The 19,329-nt window shown below is 73.7% G+C and carries 19 protein-coding genes and 3 tRNA genes; 5 read left to right on the top strand and 17 right to left on the bottom strand.

Annotated features, from left to right (window positions below):
- Positions 1–18: 18 nt before the first annotated feature.
- The 6 genes from ABD948_RS10585 to ABD948_RS10610 form a co-directional block, all read right to left on the bottom strand.
- On the bottom strand, positions 19–1,824 hold the full coding sequence (locus ABD948_RS10585) for an RCC1 domain-containing protein (RefSeq protein ID WP_345265518.1): 1,806 nt from the start codon (positions 1,822–1,824) through the stop codon (positions 19–21).
- Positions 1,825–1,997: 173 nt separating this feature from the next.
- A complete protein-coding gene (gene rplA / locus ABD948_RS10590) occupies positions 1,998–2,714 on the bottom strand; it encodes a 50S ribosomal protein L1 (RefSeq protein WP_345265520.1) in 717 nt (238 codons plus the stop codon).
- Between the two features lie 83 nt (positions 2,715–2,797).
- Entirely contained in the window at positions 2,798–3,226 is a 429-nt protein-coding gene (rplK, locus tag ABD948_RS10595; RefSeq protein ID WP_345265522.1) for a 50S ribosomal protein L11, read from the bottom strand.
- A gap of 184 nt (positions 3,227–3,410) precedes the next feature.
- On the bottom strand, positions 3,411–4,478 hold the full coding sequence (nusG, locus tag ABD948_RS10600) for a transcription termination/antitermination protein NusG (protein ID WP_345265524.1): 1,068 nt from the start codon (positions 4,476–4,478) through the stop codon (positions 3,411–3,413).
- An 82-nt stretch (positions 4,479–4,560) separates the two neighbouring features.
- Positions 4,561–4,806 (bottom strand): preprotein translocase subunit SecE, encoded by a 246-nt coding sequence (secE, locus tag ABD948_RS10605; RefSeq protein WP_345265526.1) that lies wholly within the window; start codon positions 4,804–4,806, stop codon positions 4,561–4,563.
- 99 nt (positions 4,807–4,905) lie between these two features.
- Positions 4,906–4,978, bottom strand: a tRNA-Trp gene (locus tag ABD948_RS10610).
- A gap of 193 nt (positions 4,979–5,171) precedes the next feature.
- Here ABD948_RS10610 and ABD948_RS10615 point away from each other — a divergent pair.
- Genes ABD948_RS10615 through ABD948_RS10625 form a run of 3 tightly spaced genes read left to right on the top strand, consistent with a single transcriptional unit; the run spans position 5,172 to position 8,117 of the window.
- Positions 5,172–6,464 (top strand): aspartate aminotransferase type Ic, encoded by a 1,293-nt coding sequence (locus ABD948_RS10615; protein ID WP_345265528.1) that lies wholly within the window; start codon positions 5,172–5,174, stop codon positions 6,462–6,464.
- Entirely contained in the window at positions 6,461–7,525 is a 1,065-nt protein-coding gene (locus ABD948_RS10620) for an adenosine deaminase (protein ID WP_345266774.1), read from the top strand. The genes ABD948_RS10615 and ABD948_RS10620 overlap by 4 nt, the downstream gene beginning before the upstream one ends.
- Before the next feature lie 28 nt (positions 7,526–7,553).
- Positions 7,554–8,117, top strand: a complete 564-nt coding sequence (locus ABD948_RS10625; protein WP_345265530.1) for a DUF4190 domain-containing protein — start codon at positions 7,554–7,556, stop codon at positions 8,115–8,117.
- A gap of 11 nt (positions 8,118–8,128) precedes the next feature.
- Here ABD948_RS10625 and ABD948_RS10630 read toward each other — a convergent pair whose 3' ends face one another.
- The 11 genes from ABD948_RS10630 to ABD948_RS10680 form a co-directional block, all read right to left on the bottom strand.
- Positions 8,129–9,154: a UDP-N-acetylmuramate dehydrogenase gene (locus ABD948_RS10630; protein WP_345265532.1), complete on the bottom strand. Its 1,026-nt coding sequence runs from the start codon at positions 9,152–9,154 to the stop codon at positions 8,129–8,131.
- On the bottom strand, positions 9,147–9,542 hold the full coding sequence (locus ABD948_RS10635) for a MaoC/PaaZ C-terminal domain-containing protein (protein WP_345265534.1): 396 nt from the start codon (positions 9,540–9,542) through the stop codon (positions 9,147–9,149). Before ABD948_RS10635 ends, ABD948_RS10630 begins: the two co-directional genes overlap by 8 nt.
- Positions 9,539–9,943 carry an FAS1-like dehydratase domain-containing protein gene (locus ABD948_RS10640; protein WP_345265536.1) on the bottom strand — a complete coding sequence of 135 codons (405 nt, stop codon included), beginning with the start codon at positions 9,941–9,943 and terminating at the stop codon, positions 9,539–9,541. Before ABD948_RS10640 ends, ABD948_RS10635 begins: the two co-directional genes overlap by 4 nt.
- An 80-nt stretch (positions 9,944–10,023) precedes the next feature.
- Positions 10,024–10,194: a 50S ribosomal protein L33 gene (gene rpmG / locus ABD948_RS10645; protein WP_170259177.1), complete on the bottom strand. Its 171-nt coding sequence runs from the start codon at positions 10,192–10,194 to the stop codon at positions 10,024–10,026.
- Between the two features lie 61 nt (positions 10,195–10,255).
- A tRNA-Met gene (locus ABD948_RS10650) sits at positions 10,256–10,329 on the bottom strand.
- Positions 10,330–10,350: 21 nt separating this feature from the next.
- A tRNA-Thr gene (locus ABD948_RS10655) sits at positions 10,351–10,423 on the bottom strand.
- Positions 10,424–10,507: 84 nt separating this feature from the next.
- Complete coding sequence (locus ABD948_RS10660; RefSeq protein ID WP_345265542.1) at positions 10,508–11,923, bottom strand: amidase; 1,416 nt, start codon at positions 11,921–11,923, stop codon at positions 10,508–10,510.
- 67 nt (positions 11,924–11,990) lie between these two features.
- A complete protein-coding gene (locus ABD948_RS10665; RefSeq protein ID WP_345265544.1) occupies positions 11,991–12,566 on the bottom strand; it encodes a DNA-3-methyladenine glycosylase I in 576 nt (191 codons plus the stop codon).
- A complete protein-coding gene (locus ABD948_RS10670) occupies positions 12,563–13,558 on the bottom strand; it encodes a pirin family protein (RefSeq protein ID WP_345265546.1) in 996 nt (331 codons plus the stop codon). Before ABD948_RS10670 ends, ABD948_RS10665 begins: the two co-directional genes overlap by 4 nt.
- A gap of 62 nt (positions 13,559–13,620) precedes the next feature.
- A complete protein-coding gene (locus ABD948_RS10675) occupies positions 13,621–16,026 on the bottom strand; it encodes an FdhF/YdeP family oxidoreductase (protein WP_345265548.1) in 2,406 nt (801 codons plus the stop codon).
- 75 nt (positions 16,027–16,101) lie between these two features.
- Positions 16,102–17,283 carry a homogentisate 1,2-dioxygenase gene (locus tag ABD948_RS10680; protein WP_345265550.1) on the bottom strand — a complete coding sequence of 394 codons (1,182 nt, stop codon included), beginning with the start codon at positions 17,281–17,283 and terminating at the stop codon, positions 16,102–16,104.
- A 63-nt stretch (positions 17,284–17,346) separates the two neighbouring features.
- On the opposite strand from ABD948_RS10680, the gene ABD948_RS10685 reads away from it, so the two are divergent.
- On the top strand, positions 17,347–18,081 hold the full coding sequence (locus ABD948_RS10685; protein ID WP_345265552.1) for a hypothetical protein: 735 nt from the start codon (positions 17,347–17,349) through the stop codon (positions 18,079–18,081).
- The gene (locus ABD948_RS10690) at positions 18,078–19,274 is read left to right on the top strand and encodes a fumarylacetoacetate hydrolase family protein (protein WP_345265554.1); all 1,197 of its coding nucleotides are present in this window, start codon (positions 18,078–18,080) and stop codon (positions 19,272–19,274) included. The genes ABD948_RS10685 and ABD948_RS10690 overlap by 4 nt, the downstream gene beginning before the upstream one ends.
- Positions 19,275–19,329: the final 55 nt, after the last annotated feature.

Here is a 19,329-nt window from a genome sequence, read left to right on the forward strand (position 1 = left end):
CCGCTCCGCGGCCAGGGGTCAGCGCAGGACGGCGGGGGTGGTGCGGTCGGTGGTGGTGCCGGCGCCGGACTGACCCGACCCGTTGGCGCCCCAGCAGGCCGCCTGGCCGGTGGAGGTCAGCCCGCAGGTGGAGCCGCTGAGCGAGACCAGCGAGCGCCAGCGGTAGGGCAGTCGCACCGGCCGCAGCCGGTCACGGCCCGCCCCGTCGCCCACCTGGCCCTGGGAGCCCTCGCCCCAGCACCAGCCGACCGCGCCGCTCTGGCGACCGCAGGCGGTGGTGTCCTCCAGGCGCAGCTCGATCCAGCGTCCGGGCAGGCGCACCGGGGTGCGGCGCAGCGCGCGGGTGCCGTCGCCCAGCTGACCCGAGGCGTTGGCGCCCCAGCACCAGCCGGACGCGTCGGTGCGCACCCCGCACACGTTGGCCGCCGAGCGGCCGACCTGCAGCGAGCGCCAGGTGCCGGACAGCCGATGGAGGGTGGTGCGGTCGGCCGTGCGACCGTCGCCCACCTGACCGCGGCGGTTGTCGCCCCAGCACCAGCCCGACCCGTCGGTGCGCACGCCGCAGCGCGAGGCCCCGGCGCCGTCGAGGCTGCGCCAGGAGCCTTCCAGCCGTCGAGGTGCCAGGCGGGCGGTCGTGGTCCCGTCGGCGGCCTGGCCGTGCTCGTTGCGACCCCAGCACCACGCGGAGTCGTCGGCGCCCAGACCGCAGGTGGAGCCGTCGACGCTCGCGAGCTCGCGCCACTCGGTGGGGCCCGCGGTGACCGGCCGCGGCAGCAGCACGTCCTCGGTGCCGCCGGTGCCGGTCTGCCCCTGGTCGTTGGCTCCCCAGCACCAGCCGGAGCCGTCGGCCCGGATGCCGCAGCCGGTGAGGCCCGGGCTCACCGAGCGCCACCGCGCACCGCCGCGCTCGAAGAGCTCGTGCGGGATGCGACGGTCCAACCGACTGCCCTCGGCCACCTGGCCGCGGTCGTTCGCTCCCCAGCACCAGGCGGTGCGGTCGGTCTGGATCCCGCAGGTGATCGTGCCGTCGAGGGACTGGGTCAGCGCCGTCCAGGTGAACGCCACCCGGTTCGGGGTGTCGCGGTCCTGGTAGGTGCCGTCGCCGGCCTGGCCGCGGTTGTTGGCGCCCCAGCACCAGATGGAGCCGTCGGTGCGCAGACCGCACACCGTGTCGCGTGCGACGGCCAGCGTGCGCCACTCGCCGTCGAGCCGGAAGGGCCGGCTGCGGTCGGTCCGGGTGCCGTCGCCGACCTGTCCGCGGCCGTTCTCGCCCCAGCACCAGCCCGAGCCGTCGGTGCGGACGCCGCAGGTGGTCGCGCGACCCTGGGTGACCGACCGCCACCGCGGGCCGCGAGCCGTGCGTGGCAGCGCCTGCAGGCGGACGACGCGTGAGGTGGCGAAGGGCAGCACGCGGCCCGCGCGCCGTACCCGGGGCGTCACCGCCCGGTAGGAGTAGGTACCGGCCGCCTTCGGGACGGTCGTGCGCAGCACTGCACGGCCCTTGCGGGTGGTGCTGCGCTGGCCGACCGTGCGCCACCGGGCCCCGGCGCGGCGTTCCAGGCGCACCGGACGGCTGGTGGCCGGCCGCACCGTGGCCACCATCCGCACCTGCGAGCCCGCCTCGACCCGGGTCTGGGCGGCGCGCAGCTGCGGCTTCGCGGGCTTGGCTGCCGCGGCCGCGGCGGTCGTGGTCCCACCCGCCACGGACGGGTCGGCGACGGCGGACGGCGCCGCCACCAGGGTCAGCACGCAGGCGGCCACGGCCACGGCTCCCGCTGCCCTGCGCGCGCGCGGACCCGCGCTGCTGATCGACGTCCACCCCATGACGGCCCCCTGACTAGTCCGGACGCCGTCATCTGACCATCGCGCCGGACCGACGCGCAGCCGATTGGTCGAACCCGCTCGTGGGCGACCGGGCCGCGGCTCCGCAGACGGCACGAGCCCCGGACGACGGTGTCGTCCGGGGCTCGTGGTGGTGGTGCGTCAGCTGCGCAGGCTCAGCTCTCGTCGTCCTCGGCCGCCACGTTCTTGGTGCGGTTGGGGTCGACCTGGACGCCGGGGCCCATGGTCGTGGAGACGGTGACCTTCTTGACGTAGCGGCCCTTGGAGCTGGCCGGCTTGAGGCGCAGCACCTCCTCGAGGGCGGCCGCGTAGTTCTCCGCCAGCTGCGCCTCGGCGAAGGAGGCCTTGCCGATGATGAAGTGCAGGTTGGCGTGCCGGTCGACGCGGAACTCGATCTTGCCGCCCTTGATGTCGGTCACGGCCTTGGCCGGGTCCGGGGTGACGGTGCCGGTCTTGGGGTTCGGCATCAGGCCGCGGGGGCCGAGCACGCGGCCCAGGCGACCGACCTTGCCCATCATGTCGGGCGTCGCGACGACGGCGTCGAAGTCCAGCCAACCGCCGCTGACCTTCTCGATCAGCTCGTCGCCACCGACGACGTCGGCGCCGGCCTCGCGGGCGGCCTCGGCCTTGTCACCGTTGGCGAAGACCAGCACGCGGGCGGTCTTGCCGGTGCCGTGCGGCAGGTTGACGGTGCCGCGCACCATCTGGTCGGCCTTGCGGGGGTCCACGCCGAGGCGCATGACGACGTCGACGGTCTCGTCGAACTTCTTCTTGCTGCCGGTCTTGGCGATCTTGATCGCGGCCAGCGGGGCGTACAGCTCGTTCTTGTCGAACGCCTCGGCGGCGGCGCGGTAGGTCTTGCTGCGCTGCATGTCTGGTTCTCTCTTCTTCCAGGCGTGGTCTACGTGGGCCAGCGCGGCCCTGCCACTGGGGGTGGGTCAGTCAGTCGGATCGGTCAGGGGGTGGTGACGCCCATGGAGCGGGCGGTGCCCTCGACGATCTTCATGGCGGCCTCGACGTCGTTGGCGTTGAGGTCGGGGAGCTTGGTCTCGGCGATCTCGCGGATCTGGTCCTTGGTGAGGGTGCCGACCTTCTCCTTGTGCGGAACGCCGGAGCCCTTCTTGAGGCCGGCGGCCTTCTTGATCAGCTCGGCCGCGGGCGGCGTCTTGGTGATGAAGGTGAAGGAACGGTCCTCGTAGATGGTGATCTCGACGGGGATGACGTTGCCGCGCATGGACTCGGTCTGGGCGTTGTAGGCCTTGCAGAAGTCCATGATGTTGACGCCGTGCGGGCCGAGCGCCGTACCGACCGGAGGCGCCGGGGTGGCCGCACCGGCCTGCAGCTGCACCTTGACCAGGGCAGCGACCTTCTTCTTGGGAGGCATTCGCTGTTCTCTTTCTCTCGCGTGGTCATGACGAGGGCCGATGCGGCCCTCTGCCACCTGTTCTCGCTCTGCCCGTCATGGGTCGAGCTGGCCGTGCGCCGGTGGTCCGCGGCGCGGGCGACCGGGTCATTCTGGGCGGTGCGGGCGGTCCAGGGGAAATCCCGGCCCGCACCACCCCGCGGGCTCAGACCCGCTGGATCTGGCTGAAGCTGAGCTCCACGGGGGTCTCGCGACCGAAGATCTCGACCAGGGCCTTGACCCGCTGGGCCTCGGCGTTGATCTCGGTGATCGTGGCGTGGAGGGTGGCGAACGGGCCGTCGACGACCATCACGGAGTCGGAGACCTCGAAGTCGGCGACCTCGATGGTGCTGCCCTGGCTCGTGGTGCTCGTCGCGCCGCCCGCGGACGGCGCGGCGCCGGACTCGGTCTCGGCGGCAGGGGCGACCATGGAGGGCGCGAGCATCTTCTCGACCTCGTCCATGCTCAGCGGCACCGGCTGGTGCAGGTGGCCGACGAAGCCGGTGACCGAGGGGGTGTGGCGCACGGCCGACCACGACTCGTCGGTGAGGTCCATGCGGACCAGCACGTACCCGGGCAGCGAGGGCTTCTTGCGGGTGCGCCGCTGGCCGTTCTTGATCTCCACGACGTCCTCGATGGGGACCTGGATCTCGTGGATGTAGTCCTCCATGTTCAAGGAGATGATCCGGTTCTCCAGGTTGGACTTCACCCGGTTCTCCATGCCGGAGTAGGTGTGCACCACGAACCAGTCGCCCGGCTTGGCCCACAACTCGCGACGGAACGCCTCGAGCGGGTCCTCGTCGGCGGCCTCCTCGGCCGCAGCGACTCCCTCCTCGAGCTGCTCGGTGGCCTCGAGCTCGGCGTCCAGGCGCTCCTCGGCGTCCTCGTCGACGACCTCCTCGACGGCGGCGACGGCCTCGTCGACCGACTCCTCGGTCTCCAGGGCGTCGACCGGGTCGTCGTCGGCCTCGACGGCGTCGAGCATCGCGCCCTCGGCAGTCTCCTCGGTGGCCTCCACCAGCTCCTCGTCGACGACGTCGTCGGCGGGCACGGGGTCGAGCGGGGCGTCGTCGGCGTCGTCCGCCTCGAGGGCGTCGACCGGGTCACCGCCGTCGAGGTCGGCGTCCAGGTCCGCCGCGAGCTCGGGGTCGGTCTCGACCTCGAGCGCGTCGAGGTCCTCCGGCCCGGGCTCGGGGAGGTTCTCGTCGTACTGCTCCGACACGTGGTGCTCCATCGCTTCGACAATGCTTGGTCTGGGGGTGCCGCGCCTGGTGCGCGGCGTGCCGCCGCCCGATCGCGGGCGGGGCGGGGCGGGCTCAGCCGCCGTCGGTGAAGATCTCGAAGGCCAGGCGGCCGAAGCCGAGGTCGAGCAGCGAGATCAGGGCCATCATCACCAGCACGAAGACCATCACCACGATGAAGTAGGTGATCAGCTGCTCCTGCGTGGGCCAGACGACCTTGCGCAGCTCGGCGACGACCTGGCGGTAGAACGTCACGGCGCCGGTGCGCTTGGGGCCCTCGGTCTCGTCGCGGGGGCCACGGACCGCCTTGCTGTCGGCCACAGCCGTCAACCTCTCCTCGATGTGGGATCCGGTGCTGGATCTCGTGGTGGATCTGGTGCTGGATCTGGTCGGTACCCGGTGCCGCGGTACCTCGTCGTGCAGGGCACGAGGGACTTGAACCCCCAACCTTCGGTTTTGGAGACCGATGCTCTGCCAGTTGAGCTAGTGCCCTCCGGCGTCCCGGGCCCGCGTCGCCTGGCCCTTGTGAGGGCATGGCGAAGCATCTGGGAGAGACACCGCGTGGGAGTCTACGCGCCGCGCGGGGGCGAGTCGAACCCGGAGGCGCCGGGGGCGGGCCGGCGCGGGCCGACGTGGGGGGACGCCGGGCGACGCGGACCGTGCGGCCGCGTGGAACGATGGGCCCCGTGAGCACCTCGACCGCCGTCCCTCTGACCGCACGCTCCCCCGAGGAGCTGACCGCGTTCCTGGCCGAGCAGCAGGCCGCCCACCAGGCGCTGGTGGCCGCCGGACTCACGCTCGACCTGACCCGCGGCAAGCCGGCCGCGGCCCAGCTCGACCTGGCCGAGCGGCTGCTCTCGCTGCCCGACGGGTTCCGCTCCCGCGACGGCGTCGACGTGCGCAACTACGGCGGGCTGGAGGGCATCGCGGAGCTGCGCGAGATGTTCGCCGAGCTGCTCTGGGTCGAGCCCGGCCAAGTGGTGGCCGGCGGCAGCTCGAGCCTGGTGATGATGCGCGAGGTGCTCGTGGACCTCTGGCTCAAGGGCGGCGTCACCTCCGAGCGGCCCTGGAGCCAGGAGGAGCGGGTGCGCTTCCTGTGCCCCGTGCCCGGCTACGACCGGCACTTCACCCTGCTGGAGTGGCTCGGCATCGAGATGGTGCCGGTGCCCAGCGACGAGTTCGGCCCCGACGCCGAGGCGTGCGCCGCACTGGTGGCCGAGGATCCCAGCATCAAGGGCATGTGGGTCGTGCCCACCTACGCCAACCCGACGGGCTCCATCGTGGGCGACGACGTGGCGCGTCGACTCGCCTCGATGCCGGCGGCCGCACCGGACTTCACCATCCTGTGGGACAACGCCTACGCCTTCCACCACCTCACCGAGGAGGAGGCCGCCAGCGCCGACATCCTCACCCTGGCGGCCGAGGCCGGCAACCCGCACCGGCCGGTCATGTTCGCCTCCACCTCCAAGATCACCCTCGCCGGTGCCGGCGTCGCGTTCCTGGCCGGCTCCGAGGAGGTCGTGCGCTGGTACCTGGGGCACCTGGGCAAGGGGTCGATCGGCCCCGACAAGCTCAACCAGCTGCGCCACGCCCAGTTCTTCGGCTCCCCCGCCGGGGTCCGCGAGCACATGGCGCGCCACCGCGAGATCATCGCGCCGAAGTTCGCCGAGGTGCTGCGGGTGCTCGACGAGCGTCTCGCCGGCCTGGGGGTGGCCTCCTGGACCGAGCCCGCCGGCGGCTACTTCATCAGCCTCGACGTGCTGCCCGGCACCGCCGCCCGGGTGATCGAGCTGGCCAAGCAGGCCGGGGTCGCGCTGACGCCCGCCGGCTCCGCGTTCCCCTACGGCCAGGACCCCGAGGACCGCAACATCCGGCTGGCGCCGACCTTCCCCGAGCCCGCGGAGGTCACCCGCGCCACCGAGGTCGTCGCCACCTGCGCGCTGCTCGCGGCCGCCGAGACGCTGGCGAGCGGGGCCTGAGCGGCGAGCGGGAGGCCCCTCGGCAGCTGAGCCGGCTGCCCAAGGCCCACCTGCACCTGCACTTCACCGGCTCGATGCGGCACAGCACGCTGCTGGAGCTGGCCGAGCGTGACGGCATCGCGCTGCCGGACTCGCTGGTGGAGGAGTGGCCACCCCGCCTCTCCGCCGCCGACGAGAAGGGCTGGTTCCGCTTCCAGCGGCTCTACGACGTCGCCCGGTCGGTGCTGCGCACCGAGGCCGACGTGCGCCGGCTGGTGCTCGAGGCGGCGCAGGACGACGTCGCCGACGGCGGCCGCTGGCTGGAGATCCAGGTGGACCCCAGCGGCTACGCGGCGCGCTTCGGCGGCGTCACCGCCTTCACCGACCTGGTGCTCGACGCCGTCCGCGAGGCTGCGGAGTCGACCGGTCTCGGCATCGCGCTGGTGATCGCCGCCAACCGCACCCGGCACCCGCTCGACGCGCGCACCCTGGCCCGGCTGGCCGCGCAGTACACCGGTCGCGGCGTGGTGGGCTTCGGACTCTCCAACGACGAGCGCCGCGGCGAGACCGAGGACTTCGCACCGGCCTTCGCGATCGCCGAGCGGGCCGGGTTGGCGCTGGTGCCGCACGGCGGCGAGCTGCGCGGCCCCGACCACGTGCGCACCTGCCTCGACACCCTGCACGCCGACCGGCTGGGCCACGGCGTGCGCTCGGCGGAGGACTTGGTGCTGCTGGAGCAGCTGGTGGAGCGCGGCGTGGCGCTGGAGGTCTGCCCGGTCTCCAACGTGGCGCTCGGCGTCTACTCCGACCTCAGCTCTGTGCCGCTGCCCACGCTGCTCGAGGCAGGCGCCACGGTGGCGCTGGGTGCCGACGACCCGCTGCTGTTCGGCTCCCGGCTGACCGCCCAATACGCCACCATGCGCGCCGCCCACGACCTCGACGACGTGCAGCTGGCCGAGCTGGCACGCATGTCGGTGCGCGCCTCGCGGGCACCGTCCGACGTGCGGGCGGCCGTGCTGGCCGACATCGACGCCTGGCTGGACCTCGACCCGCCGCTCGACCCGCCGCTCGACGGGGTGTGAGCCTGCCCGGTCGGGGCAGCATGGCGTCGTGAGCGAGCCGCGCGACCCCGACGAGACCCAGCCGGTCCAGCCGGAGGGCGACCAGCACTGGCCCAGCTACGAGCCGCCCGCCGAGCCCCGTGCGGAGCCCGCCGCCGGGCCCGACGCCGACGCTGCGTGGCCCCGGCCCTGGCCGTCCGCGGCGCTGCCCCCGTCGTCGTTCCCCCCGCCCCGGCACCACCAGCAGCCACCGCCGCCGCCGGGGGCGTACACACCCGGGGCGTACTACCAGCCGCACCCGGGCCTGCTGGGCTACCAGCAGCAGCACGGCGGCGCCGCCACCTCGATGACGCTGGGCATCATCAGCCTGGTGGCGGTGGCCGTCTCACCCCTGCTGTGCTGCGTCACGCTGCCGGCCGCGCTCACGGGGCCGTTCGGGATCGCGCTCGGCGCCCGCGCGCTGCGCGCCATCGACGCCGAGCCGGGCCGCTACGCCAACCGCAGCCAGGCCACGACCGGCATCCTCACCGGCGCGATCGGGACCGCGCTCGGGCTGGTCATGCTGGTCCTGCTGCTGTTCGTGTTCTCGGCCGGCTCGCTGTACGGCGACTGAGCCGGCCGGTCTCAGAGCCGGCAGCCCACCAGCACCGGTTCGTTGACCAGCCGGATGCCGAAGCGCGCCTCGACGCCGTCGCGCACCTCGCGCGCCAGCGCCAGCAGCTGCTCGGTGCTGGCGCCGCCGCGGTGGGTCAGGGCCAGCGTGTGCTTGGTGGAGAGCGAGACCGCGGCGTCGCCGTAGCCCTTGCCGAAGCCGGCGTGCTCGATCAACCAGGCCGCGCTGGTCTTGGCGAGACCCTCCCCGGCCGGCCACGCGGGTGCGCCGTCGGGCACCTGCTCGTGCGGCACCACGGGGTTGGTGAAGAACGAGCCGGCCGACCAGGTGTCGTGGTCCGTGGCGTCGAGCACCATGCCCTTGGCCCGGCGCAGACCCAGCACCGCCGCACGCACGTGCGCCAGCGGGGCCCGCTCCCCCACCTCGACCCCCAGGGTCCGGGCCAGCTCGGCGTAGGTCACGGGTGCGCCCAGGGTGCCCTGGCGCAGCTGGAAGGTCACCTCGAGGACGACGAAGCGGCCCGGCTCGGCCTTGAAGCGCGAGTGGCGGTAGGCGAAGCCGCAGTCGGCGGCCGCGAAGGTGCGCTGGCGGTCCTCGTGCCGGTCCCACGTGCGCACCGCGGCGATCGTCTGGGCCACCTCCTGGCCGTAGGCGCCCACGTTCTGGATCGGCGTGGCCCCCACGAGCCCGGGGATGCCGGCCAGCGCCTCGATGCCCACCCAGCCGCGCTCGACGGCGAGCGCCACGAGGTCGTCCCACGGCTCTCCGGCCGCGACCCGCACCAGCACGCCGCCGCAGCTCGGGTCCCCGGCGTCGTCCTGCGCGTCGGTCGTCACCCCTCGGGTCGCCACCTGCACGACCCGGCCGGGCACGCCGTCGTCGGCCACCACCAGGTTGCTGCCGCCACCGAGCACCAGCACCTCGCCGGGGGCGTCGCGCACGGCCGCGACCAGCTCGGCCTCGGTCCCGGCGGTGACCCACTCCTGCGCCGGGCCGCCCAGGCGCAGGGTGGTGTGGCCGGCCAGCAGCTCAGGCACCGGCGCCGCGCAGGACGGCCTTGGGCATGCCGAGCACCTTCTGGCCCTCGCAGGTCACGGTCAGCGCGACGGTGGTGAGGCCCTCCGCGGTGCCCTTCACCTCGCCGCCGACCTCGATCTCGACGCCGCCCTCGGCGGGCACGACCACGGGGTTGGTGAACTTGCAGCCCAGGCTGACGACCTCGCTGCCCGGGAACCAGTCCGCGACGGCGCGCGCGGCCAGCGCCATCGTGTACATCCCGTGCGCGATCACCCCCGGCAGCCCCACCGAGGTGGCCACCGACTCGTCCTGGTGGATCGGGTTCTGGTCGCCGCTCGCGGCGGCGTAGCGCACCAGGTCGGCGCGGGCCACGGTGAAGGTGCGCTGCTCGAGCTCGGCGTCGCTCATGCCTCGGCCCCCCGGTGCACGAGCGTGGCGCCGGCGGTGCACACCAGCGCGCCCTCGGCGTCGTGCACCTCGCTGGTGGTGCCGATGATGTCGTTGCCGCCGATCTGGCGCAGGGTCGCGACGGTGAGGGTGGCGCTCAGCACGTCGCCGACCACCACCGGGCGCTCGTAGGCGAAGCGCTGCTCACCGTGCACGATCCGGAACAGGTCGACCTGCTCGGCCTGCAGGAAGGCGTTCATCGCCTCGAAGGCCAGCACGATCGGGTAGGTGGCCGGCGCCGGACCGCCCTCCTGCCAGGAGCCGCCGGTGGCGGCGGCGAACTGCGCGAGACCGGCGGGAGTGACCTCGTGCGGGGCGGTGGGTGGGAACGAGCGGCCCACCAGCGAGGGGTCGACAGGCATGGGGAGAGCCTAGGGCGTGTCCCGACATGACGAGAGCCCCCGTCGCGCAGCGCGCGGGCGGGGGCTCGGGTCGAGGTGCGTCAGCGGGTCTCGCGGTGCGCCTTGTGGGTGCGGCAACGCGGGCAGAACTTGGCCAGCTCGAGCCGGTCGGGGTCGTTGCGGCGGTTCTTCTTGGTGATGTAGTTGCGCTCCTTGCAGTCCACGCAGGCGAGCGTGATCTTGGGGCGAACGTCGGAGCTCTTGCTGGCCACGGTAATCCTTCGTGCTCGGCTGCGGATGCTGCAGGAGATTTCGGTGAGGCGGTCGTGCCGGTAGCGGGGGCGGGACTCGAACCCGCGACACCACGATTATGAGCCGTGTGCTCTAACCACCTGAGCTACCCCGCCGGAGGTGCGAACCGCACCCAGAGCCCCTTTACGGAATCGAACCGTAGACCTTCTCCTTACCATGGAGACGCTCTGCCGACTGAGCTAAAGGGGCAACGACGCAGAACTGTACACAGCCGCGTCGGGGAACCGAAATCGGGCTCCGCCCGCCTGCGGAACCCGCTCAGCGGCCCGCTCGTCACCCCGCCAGGGAGGCGAACGGGCGGGCCTCCTCGAGCTCCAGGGCCAGCTCCAGCAGCAGCGCCTCGCGACCGGCCCCGGCGCTCAGCATCATGCCCAGCGGCAGCCCGCCCGCCTGCGCCAGCGGCAGCGAGATCGCGGGGTCGCCCGTCACGTTCTGCAGCGGGGTGAAGGCCACCCAGTCCATCAGCCGGTCGATGACGGTCTCGTAGTCCTGGGTCGGGTCCAGGTGACCCAGGCGCGGGGTGGCGTGCGCCAGCACCGGCGTCAGCGAGACGTCGTAGTCGCGGAAGAACTCTGCCGAGCGGGCGGGGGCGCGGCGCATCCGCAGGATCGCGCCGGGCAGGCGGTGCAGGTGGCGCTTGGCGTGGCGGGCCAGGCCGAGCGTCAGGTTGTCGTGGGCCGACCGGTCGAAGGTGCGGCCGTGCTGGCGCCGCCCGCCACTGAGCAGGGCCAGCGCCAGCAGTGACCAGTAGAGGAGGAAGTCGGTCACGAACTCCTCGTCCACGGGCGCCGGCACCTCCTCCACGTGGTGCCCGAGCTCCTCGAGCAGCCGCGCCGTCGCCAGCGTCTGGGCGGTGACCTCGGGGTCGGCGCCCCGGTCCAGGCCGGAGGTGTTGAGCGCCACGCGCAGCCGCTGGTGCCCGGGCCGGGTGATGTCCCCGACGGGCGGCAGGTGCAGCGCGCGGTAGACCTTCTCGGCCTCGCGCAGGAACGCGGCCGTGTCGCGCACGGAGCGGGTGACGACGCCGTCGCTGACGATGCGCACCGGCATCTGGCGGTTCATCGCGTCCTGGGCGAGGCGGTCGCGGGTGGGCTTGAGCCCGACCAGTCCGTTGACCGAGGCGGGGATCCGGATCGACCCACCGCCGTCGTTGGCGTGCGCGATCGGCACGGCGCCGGCTGCGACCAGCGCGGCCGAGCCCGAGGAGCTGGCGCCGGCGGTGTGCGCGGTGTGCCACGGGTTGCGCACCGGCCCCAGCCGGGGGTGCTCGGCCGAGGCGCTGAACCCGTACTCGGAGAGCTGGCTCTTGCCCAGCGGCACCAGCCCGGTGGCCAGGTACATGCGGGCCCAGTCGCCGTCGGCGCGCGCGGGGCGACCGACCCAGGCGTCCGCGCCCTGGCAGGTGGGCATCCCGGCGACGTCGACGTTGTCCTTGACGACGGTCGGCACGCCGGCGAAGTAGCCGCCCCTCGGGTCGCGCGCCTCGACCCGGGCCCGGTCGAAGGAGCGGTGGGCCAGCGCCCCGAGCGACGGGTCGACGGCCTCGGTGCGCGCGATCGCCGCCTCGACGACCTCCGGCACCGAGACGCGCCCGGCGTGCAGCGCCTCCACCAGGCCGACGGCGTCGAGCGTGCCGAGGGCGTCGTCGGAGAAGGCGTGGACGCGGGTGGGGGCATCGGCCGATGTCATGACCGCAGAACGTACTGGACTCCCCCGCCGTGCGTGGCCGAGTCGCGTGCACGCGACGGGTCGGCGGTCAGGCGGCGCGGCGGTGGCAGCCGCGCAGGTGCGGGTCGAGCAGGCCGATCGCCTCGAGCAGGGCGTGCATGGTGGTGGGGCCGACGAAGGCGAAGCCGCGGCGCTTGAGCTCCTTCGAGAGCGCGAGGGACTCGGGCGAGGTGGTGGGCACCTCGTCGGTGGTCGCGGGGGCCGGGGAGCGCTCGGGGGCGAAGCCCACCACGAGCTGCTCGAGCCCGCCGTGCTCGCGCAGGGCCAGGGTCGCCCGGGCGTTGGTGACGGCGGCCTCGATCTTGGCGCGGTTGCGCACGATCCGCGCGTCGCCCATCAGCCGCGCGCGGTCGGCGTCGTCGAACCCGGCCACCACCTCGGCGTCGAACCCGGCGAAGACCTCCCGGAAGGCCGGGCGCTTGTGCAGGATCGTGGCCCACGAGAGCCCGGACTGGAACGCCTCGAGCGTCAGCCGCTCGAGGTAGGCGCTCTCGCCGTGCACGCGCCGCCCCCACTCGTCGTCGTGGTAGGCGCGCATGACGCCGGGGGCGGCGGCCCAGGGGCAGCGGGCCACCCCGTCCTCGCCGACGACGGCGCCGGTCACCGTCGCTCCTTGAGCCTCGCGTTCGGCAGCGCGGGCGCGGGGATGGGGGGCAGCGGCTCGTCGACCGGTCGGCCGAACCAGCCCTCGCGCAGCGTCTCGCCGTCGACCTGCTCCTGCCACTGCTCGCGGAACCGCACGACCTCCTCGTGGCTGCGGCCGACGAAGTTCCACCACATGACGATCGACTCGCCGAACGGCGGCCCGCCCAGCACCAGCACGCGCGCCGGCTCGGCACCCGCGGCGAGCGTGAGCACCGAGCGCCCCGGTGCCGCGTAGGCCAGGTCGTGCGCAGCGGCGGCGACGCCGTCGGTGCCGTCGACCTGCACCTCGCCGGTGTCGACGAGCACGCCGTGCTCGAAGGCGGGGTCCACGTCGAGCGCCAGCTCGGTGCCTGCCTCGAGCAGCACCTCGGCGCCGAGCAGCGGGGTGTGCGTGGCCACGGGCGAGGTGTGGCCGAGCAGCGTGCCGAGGAAGACCCGCGCCTCCCAGCCGGGTCCGCTCACCGGCGGCGGGGCGTGGTGCTCGAAGGCCGGGTCGACGGCGCGCGAGCCGTCGGGCAGCGCCACCCACAGCTGGGCGCCGTGCAGCGTGGTGGTCGCGGGGGTGGAGACTTCCGAGTGGCTGATGCCGCGCCCGGCCGTCATCAGGTTGACCTCGCCGGGGCGCACCATCGCGTGGTGGCCGGCGGAGTCACGGTGCTCGATCTCGCCGGTGAACAGCCAGCTGACCGTCTGCAGGCCGGTGTGCGGGTGCGGCGCCACGCTCATGCCGCCGGTCTCGGCGACGGCGTCGGGGCCGTAGTGGTCCACGAAGCACCACGCGCCGATCAGCGAGCGCTGGCGCTGGGGCAGGGTGCGGCGCACGGTCATCGCGCGCAGGCCCCCGAGGGGCACCTCGCGCGGCGTCATGATCTCGACGCCGTCGGCCGCGCCCCCGGTGTCCGTGCGGCTCTCGCAGGTGACGACGTCGGGGTCGCGCTCGGGGTTGGTCACGCCCGCCAGGTTACGTGGCGGCGGGCGCGACCTCCCGTGCGGAGAACGCGGGTCGGGCGGGCTCAGGAGAGCTGGTCGGGCTCGACCTTCTCCTTCTCGCCCACCCCGCGGCCGTCGGAGGCGGCGTCGCCGGGGTGGGGGTCGGTGTCGTCGCCGTCGGCGGGCTCGACGCGGATGACCACCGACTTCGAGGTCGGCGTGTTCGAGTCCTCTGCCACCGAGTCGAGCGGGATCAGCGGGTTGGTCTCGGGGTAGTAGGCCGCCGCGCAGCCGCGGGGCTGGTCGTAGGTGACCACCCGGAAGCCGCACGCCTGGCGCTGCACGCCGTCCCACTCGCTGTAGAGGTCGACCAGCTGGCCCTCCTGCAGTCCGAGGTGCTCCACGTCGTCGGGGTTGACGAAGACGACGCGTCGCCCGCCCTTGACGCCGCGGTAGCGGTCGTCGAGCCCGTAGATGGTGGTGTTGAACTGGTCGTGGCTGCGCAGGGTCTGCAGCAGCAGGTGCCCCTCGGGCACCTCCAGCACCTGCAGCGGCACCGCGGAGAAGATGGCGGCGTCGACCTCGGTGGGGAAGGTGCGCGAGTCGCGCGGCGGGTGCGGGAGCACGAAGCCGCCGGGCTGGTTGACCTTCTCGTCGTAGGCCTCGCAGCCGGGCACCACGCGCGAGATGCGGTGGCGGATGGCGGAGTAGTCGGCGCGGAACTCGTCCCACGGCAGGGTGGCGAGCGCCTCGCCGGGGCCGGAGCCGCGGGCTGCCCGGGCGGTGGCGACGGCCTGCGCCATCGAGCAGACGATGTCGACCTCGCTGCGCAGGTAGGGCGAGGCTGGCTTGAGCGGGCCCTTGGAGGCGTGGACGGCCGACATGGAGTCCTCGACGGTGACGCGCTGCTCGCGCCCGCCGGTGAGGTCCTTCTCGGAGCGACCCAGCGCGGGCAGGATCAGCGCCTCGCGACCGGTGACGACGTGCGAGCGGTTGAGCTTGGTGGAGACGTGCACGGTCAGGTCCGCGCGGCGCATGGCCTCCTCGGTGACCTCGGTGTCGGAGACGGCCGAGACGAAGTTGCCGCCGAAGCCGAAGAACACCCGGGCCCGGCCGTCGCCGAGCGCGCGCACCGACTCGACGGTGTCGAAGCCGTGCTCGCGCGGCGGCTCGAAGCCGAACTCGTCGCGCAGGGAGTCCAGGAAGTGGTCGGGCGAGCGCTCCCAGATGCCCATCGTGCGGTCGCCCTGCACGTTGGAGTGGCCGCGCACGGGGCACAGGCCGGCACCGGGCTTGCCGATGTTGCCCTGCAGCAGGGCGACGTTGACGAGCTCCTTGATGGTGGCCACGGAGTTGCGGTGCTGGGTGATCCCCATCGCCCAGCAGAAGACGGTGGCCTGGGAGTCGCGCAGCATGCTCGCGGCCTCCTCGATCTGCGCGCGGGTCAGGCCGCTCGCGCGCTCGACCTCGCTCCAGTCGAGGGTGCGGGCGTGCTCGGCCCACTCCTCGAAGCCGGCGGTGTGGCGCTCCACGAAGTCGCGGTCGACGGCGTCCCACTCGAGCAGCAGGGCACCGATGCCCTGCAGCAGAGCCAGGTCGCCGTTGACGCGCACGGGCAGGTGCAGGTCGGCGAGAGCAGTGCCCTCGATGACGCCGCGCACCTTCTGCGGGTTCTTGAAGCGCACCAGCCCGGCCTCGCGCAGCGGGTTGACGGCGATGATCTTGGCGCCGCGCTTCTTGGCCTTCTCCAGCGCGCTGAGCATGCGCGGGTGGTTGGTGCCGGGGTTCTGGCCGATGACGAGCAGCAGCTCGGCGGTCTCGACGTCGTGCAGCGAGACCGAGCCCTTGCCGATGCCGATGGTCTCGGCGAGCGCCACCGAGGTGGACTCGTGGCACATGTTCGAGCAGTCCGGCAGGTTGTTGGTGCCGTAGGCGCGGGCGAAGAGCTGGAAGGCGAAGGCGGCCTCGTTGGAGACCTTGCCGGAGGTGTAGAAGACCGCCTCGTCGGGGCTGTCGAGGCCGGCGAGGTGCTTGCCCAGCAGCGCGAACGCCTCCTCCCAGCTGATCGCCTCGTAGTGCGTGGCGCCCTCGCGCAGCACCGCCGGCTGGGTGATCCGGCCCTGCTGGCCCAGCCAGTAGTCGCTCTTCTGCGCCAGCTCGGTCAGCGGGTGCGCGGCGAAGAAGTCCGGCTCGACGCGGCGCAGCGTGGCCTCCTCGGTGACCGCCTTGGCGCCGTTCTCGCAGAACTCCGCGGCGTGCCGGTGACCCGGCTCGGGGTCGGGCCACGCGCAGCCCTGGCAGTCGAAGCCGTCGGCCTGGTTGAGCTTGAGCAGGGTCTGCGCGGTGCGCAGCACACCCATCTGCTCGATCGAGCGCGTCATCGCCACCGCGACGGCGGTCGCGCCGGCGGCGGCGTGCTTCTCGCGGGTGACCTGGAGGTCGCCCTCGTCGATGTCGTGGCGGGGGGCTTTCCTCAGTGGTCGCACCATGGCTCCATCCTGCGTCGCGGCTCCAATCGAGCACCCGGCAGCTCGTGGCCGGGCCAGGTCCAGGTACCCCGTGGCTCAGCCGTCCAGACGCCGACCGGCCCAGCTCCAGGCGTAGGCGTCGTCCTCGACGGCGCGCCCGCCCTCCCCGAGCTCGAGCGGCGCGAAGGTGTCGACCATGACGGCGGTCTCGGCGAACGCCTCGACGCCCAGCGACGCCTCGATCGCGGCCGGCTGCGGACCGTGCGCGTGGCCACCCGGGTGCAGCGAGATCGAGCCCAACCCGATGCCGGAGCCCTTGCGGGCCTCGTAGTCGCCGGCGACGTAGAACATCACCTCGTCGCTGTCGACGTTGGAGTGGTAGTAGGGCACCGGGATCGCCAGCTCGTGGTAGTCGACCTTGCGGGGCAGGAAGTTGCAGACCACCAGGTTGTGGGCCTCGAAGACCTGGTGCACCGGCGGCGGCTGGTGCACCTTGCCGGTGATCGGCTGGTAGTCCTCGATGTTGAGCGTGTAGGGGTAGAGGCACCCGTCCCACCCGACGACGTCGAAGGGGTGGGTGTCGTAGACCAGCCGGGTGCCGACGACGCCGGCGGAGGTGCGGTGCTTGACCAGCACCTCCACGTCGGAGCCCTCCTCCAGCAGCGGCTCGCCCGGACCGGTCAGGTCGCGCTCGCAGTAGGGGGCGTGCTCGAGCAGCTGGCCGTAGCGGGAGAGGTACCGCTTCGGCGGCGCGAGGTGGCTGTTGACCTCGATCGCGTACAGCCGTGACGGCTCCGCCGGGACCCACCGGTGCGTGGTGGCCCGCGGCACCACCACGTAGTCGCCGGCGCGGTAGGGCACCACGCCGAAGACGGTCTCGACGACACCGGAGCCGGCCTCCACGAACACGCACTCGTCGCCGATGGCGTTGCGGTAGAGCGGTGAGGTCTCGGTGCCGGTGACAACGTAGCCGATCCGGCAGTCGGCGTTGGCCAGCACCACCCGCCGGTCGCGCACCGCGCAGGTGCCCGTCGTCAGCTCGTGCAGGCGCAGGTGGCGGGGGCGCAGCGGGTGGTTGGGGGTGCGGGACTGGTCGGGCAGCTCCCAGACCTCGCTGGCGACGATCGCCGAGGGCACCCCGCGGTGGTAGAGCAGCGAGGAGTCCGAGGAGAACCCCTCCTCCCCCATCAGCTCCTCGCGGTACAGCCGGCCCTGGGCGTCGCGCGCCTGGGTGTGCCGGGTCCGCGGCACCTCCCCGACCTGCCGGTAGAACGCCATGCCCACGCCTTTCGTCCGGATAGCGGACGCCAATGTCCGCTATGCGCTTGCTACCGTACCCGCATGAGCGACGCGCCGCACCCGGCCGACAGTGTCGACCCCGTGGTCGACCCCGTGGATCCAGCCTGGGCGGGCTTCCTCGAGCACGACGGGCTCGTCCCCGACCGCGCGACCTGCGAGCCCCACCCCTCCCCCTTCGTGGGCGCCCGGGTCGCGGCCGAGAACGACCTGCCGGCGCTGCTCGGCTACCGCGCGCCGCTGCGGGTCGAGCTCGACCGTGGTGCGGGGCAGCTCGCCGTCACCACGCGATCGCTGGCGCGCCAGCCGCTGCTCGAGCACGTGGTCGCCCTCGGCGTCACCGTCCGCGACCCCGGCGACCCCGCCTCGGCCGCGGCCCGCGTGGCCGCGGCGGCCCACGCCGTCCGCGACCCGGGTGCCGAGCACCAGCTGCCCGAGCGCGTGGCGCTGTTCCTCGACGTCACGGCGGCGCCCGCACCCACCCCCGCCTGGCTCGCGGCTGCCGACGAGGCCGCGGCCGCCGAGCTGGCGCTCACCCTGCCCTGCGAGGACCCCGCCGGTCTCGAGGCGTGGGTCGACGCCGCCCTGGACCGCGAGCTGCCCTTCACCCTGCGCGGCGGCACGATCACCGACGCCGTCGCCGCGCTGCGCACCACTGCCCGGCTCTGGGGCGACGCCGAGGACCTCGCGGCCGCCCGACGCTGGTGCCGCGCGTGGCGCACCCGCCGCGCCGACGACGACGCCGCGCACCTGCAGCGCGTGCAGGCGGGAGACGCGTGAGCGCGCCCGACCAGCCCGAGCAGCCCGAGCAGCCGAGCGGGCTCGAGGGGTTCGGCCTCGACCACCTGCCCTACGGGGTCTTCTCGGTGGCCGGCGGACCCCGGCGGGTGGGCGTGCGGTTCGCCGACACGGTCGTGGACCTGGGCGGGACCGGCCGGCCCGAGCTCGAGGCGCCCACCCTCAACCCCCTGATGGCGCTCGGTCCGCAGGTGTGGGCCGAGACCCGCGAGCAGGTGACGACGCTGGTGGGCAGCGGCGCCGCGCGCTCTCACCCCCTCGAGGAGGTGGCGCTGCACCTGCCCTTCGAGGTGGCCGACTACGTGGACTTCTACTGCTCCGAGCACCACGCCACCAACGTGGGCCGCATCATGCGGCCCGACGACGAGCCGCTGCTGCCCAACTGGCGCCACCTGCCCGTGGGCTACCACGGCCGCGCCGGCACCGTGGTGCCCAGCGGGACGCCGGTGGTGCGGCCGCACGGGCAGCGGCGCGGCCGCGAGGGGCCGGCGTTCGGACCCAGCCGCCGCCTCGACCTCGAGGCCGAGCTGGGCTTCGTCGTCGGCGTCGGCTCGCGCCAGGGCGAGCCGGTGCCGGCCACAGCCCTGGCCGACCACGTGTTCGGCGTCGTCGGCCTCAACGACTGGTCGGCGCGCGACGTCCAGGGGTGGGAGTACCAGCCGCTCGGACCCTTCCTGGGCAAGTCGTTCGCCACCTCGGTCGCGCACTGGGTGACGCCGCTCGCTGCGCTCGAGGCCGCCTGGGTGCCACTGCCCGGCCAGCACCCCACCCCGCTGCCCTACCTCGCGCCCGACGACCCGCAGGTCGCCCGCGGTCTCGACATCGCCGTCGAGGTCGAGCTCGGCGGCCACGTGGTGGCCCGGCCGCCCTACGCCTCCACCTACTGGAGCCCGGCGCAGATGCTGGCGCACCTGACCCTGAACGGCGCCTCGCTGCGCACCGGGGACCTCTTCGCCTCCGGCACCATCAGCGGCCCCGGGCGCGAGCAGCGCGGCAGCCTGCTCGAGCTCTCCTGGGGCGGCGCCGAGCCGTTCGGCACCGAGCACTGGCCGGGCGGCCGCACCTTCCTCGAGGACGGCGACACCGTGGTGCTGCGCTACTCCGCGCCCGGCACCGGCGGCGGGCGGATCAGCCTGGGCGAGGTGCGTGGCACCATCAGCCCCGCCGTGCGCTGACCACCCCGCGGCCAGGTCGGGCTCACGTGCCGTTCACCGGGATCGGCGAGCCTCC

Origin of the sequence: Nocardioides nanhaiensis (genome assembly GCF_039542785.1) — a bacterium.
In the GTDB taxonomy this organism is placed as follows: Bacteria; Actinomycetota; Actinomycetes; order Propionibacteriales; family Nocardioidaceae; genus Nocardioides; species Nocardioides nanhaiensis.

What these genes read in the sequence shown, in the direction of transcription:
- ABD948_RS10585 (WP_345265518.1), bottom strand. Translation starts at nt 1,824, where the DNA reads ATGGGGTGGACGTCGATCAGCAGCGCGGGTCCGCGCGCGCGCAGGGCA.
- rplA (WP_345265520.1), bottom strand. Translation starts at nt 2,714, where the DNA reads ATGCAGCGCAGCAAGACCTACCGCGCCGCCGCCGAGGCGTTCGACAAG.
- rplK (WP_345265522.1), bottom strand. Translation starts at nt 3,226, where the DNA reads ATGCCTCCCAAGAAGAAGGTCGCTGCCCTGGTCAAGGTGCAGCTGCAG.
- nusG (WP_345265524.1), bottom strand. Translation starts at nt 4,478, where the DNA reads ATGGAGCACCACGTGTCGGAGCAGTACGACGAGAACCTCCCCGAGCCC.
- ABD948_RS10635 (WP_345265534.1), bottom strand. Translation starts at nt 9,542, where the DNA reads ATGAGCGACGCCGAGCTCGAGCAGCGCACCTTCACCGTGGCCCGCGCC.
- ABD948_RS10640 (WP_345265536.1), bottom strand. Translation starts at nt 9,943, where the DNA reads ATGCCTGTCGACCCCTCGCTGGTGGGCCGCTCGTTCCCACCCACCGCC.
- ABD948_RS10660 (WP_345265542.1), bottom strand. Translation starts at nt 11,923, where the DNA reads ATGACATCGGCCGATGCCCCCACCCGCGTCCACGCCTTCTCCGACGAC.
- ABD948_RS10675 (WP_345265548.1), bottom strand. Translation starts at nt 16,026, where the DNA reads ATGGTGCGACCACTGAGGAAAGCCCCCCGCCACGACATCGACGAGGGC.
- ABD948_RS10680 (WP_345265550.1), bottom strand. Translation starts at nt 17,283, where the DNA reads ATGGCGTTCTACCGGCAGGTCGGGGAGGTGCCGCGGACCCGGCACACC.
- ABD948_RS10685 (WP_345265552.1), top strand. Translation starts at nt 17,347, where the DNA reads ATGAGCGACGCGCCGCACCCGGCCGACAGTGTCGACCCCGTGGTCGAC.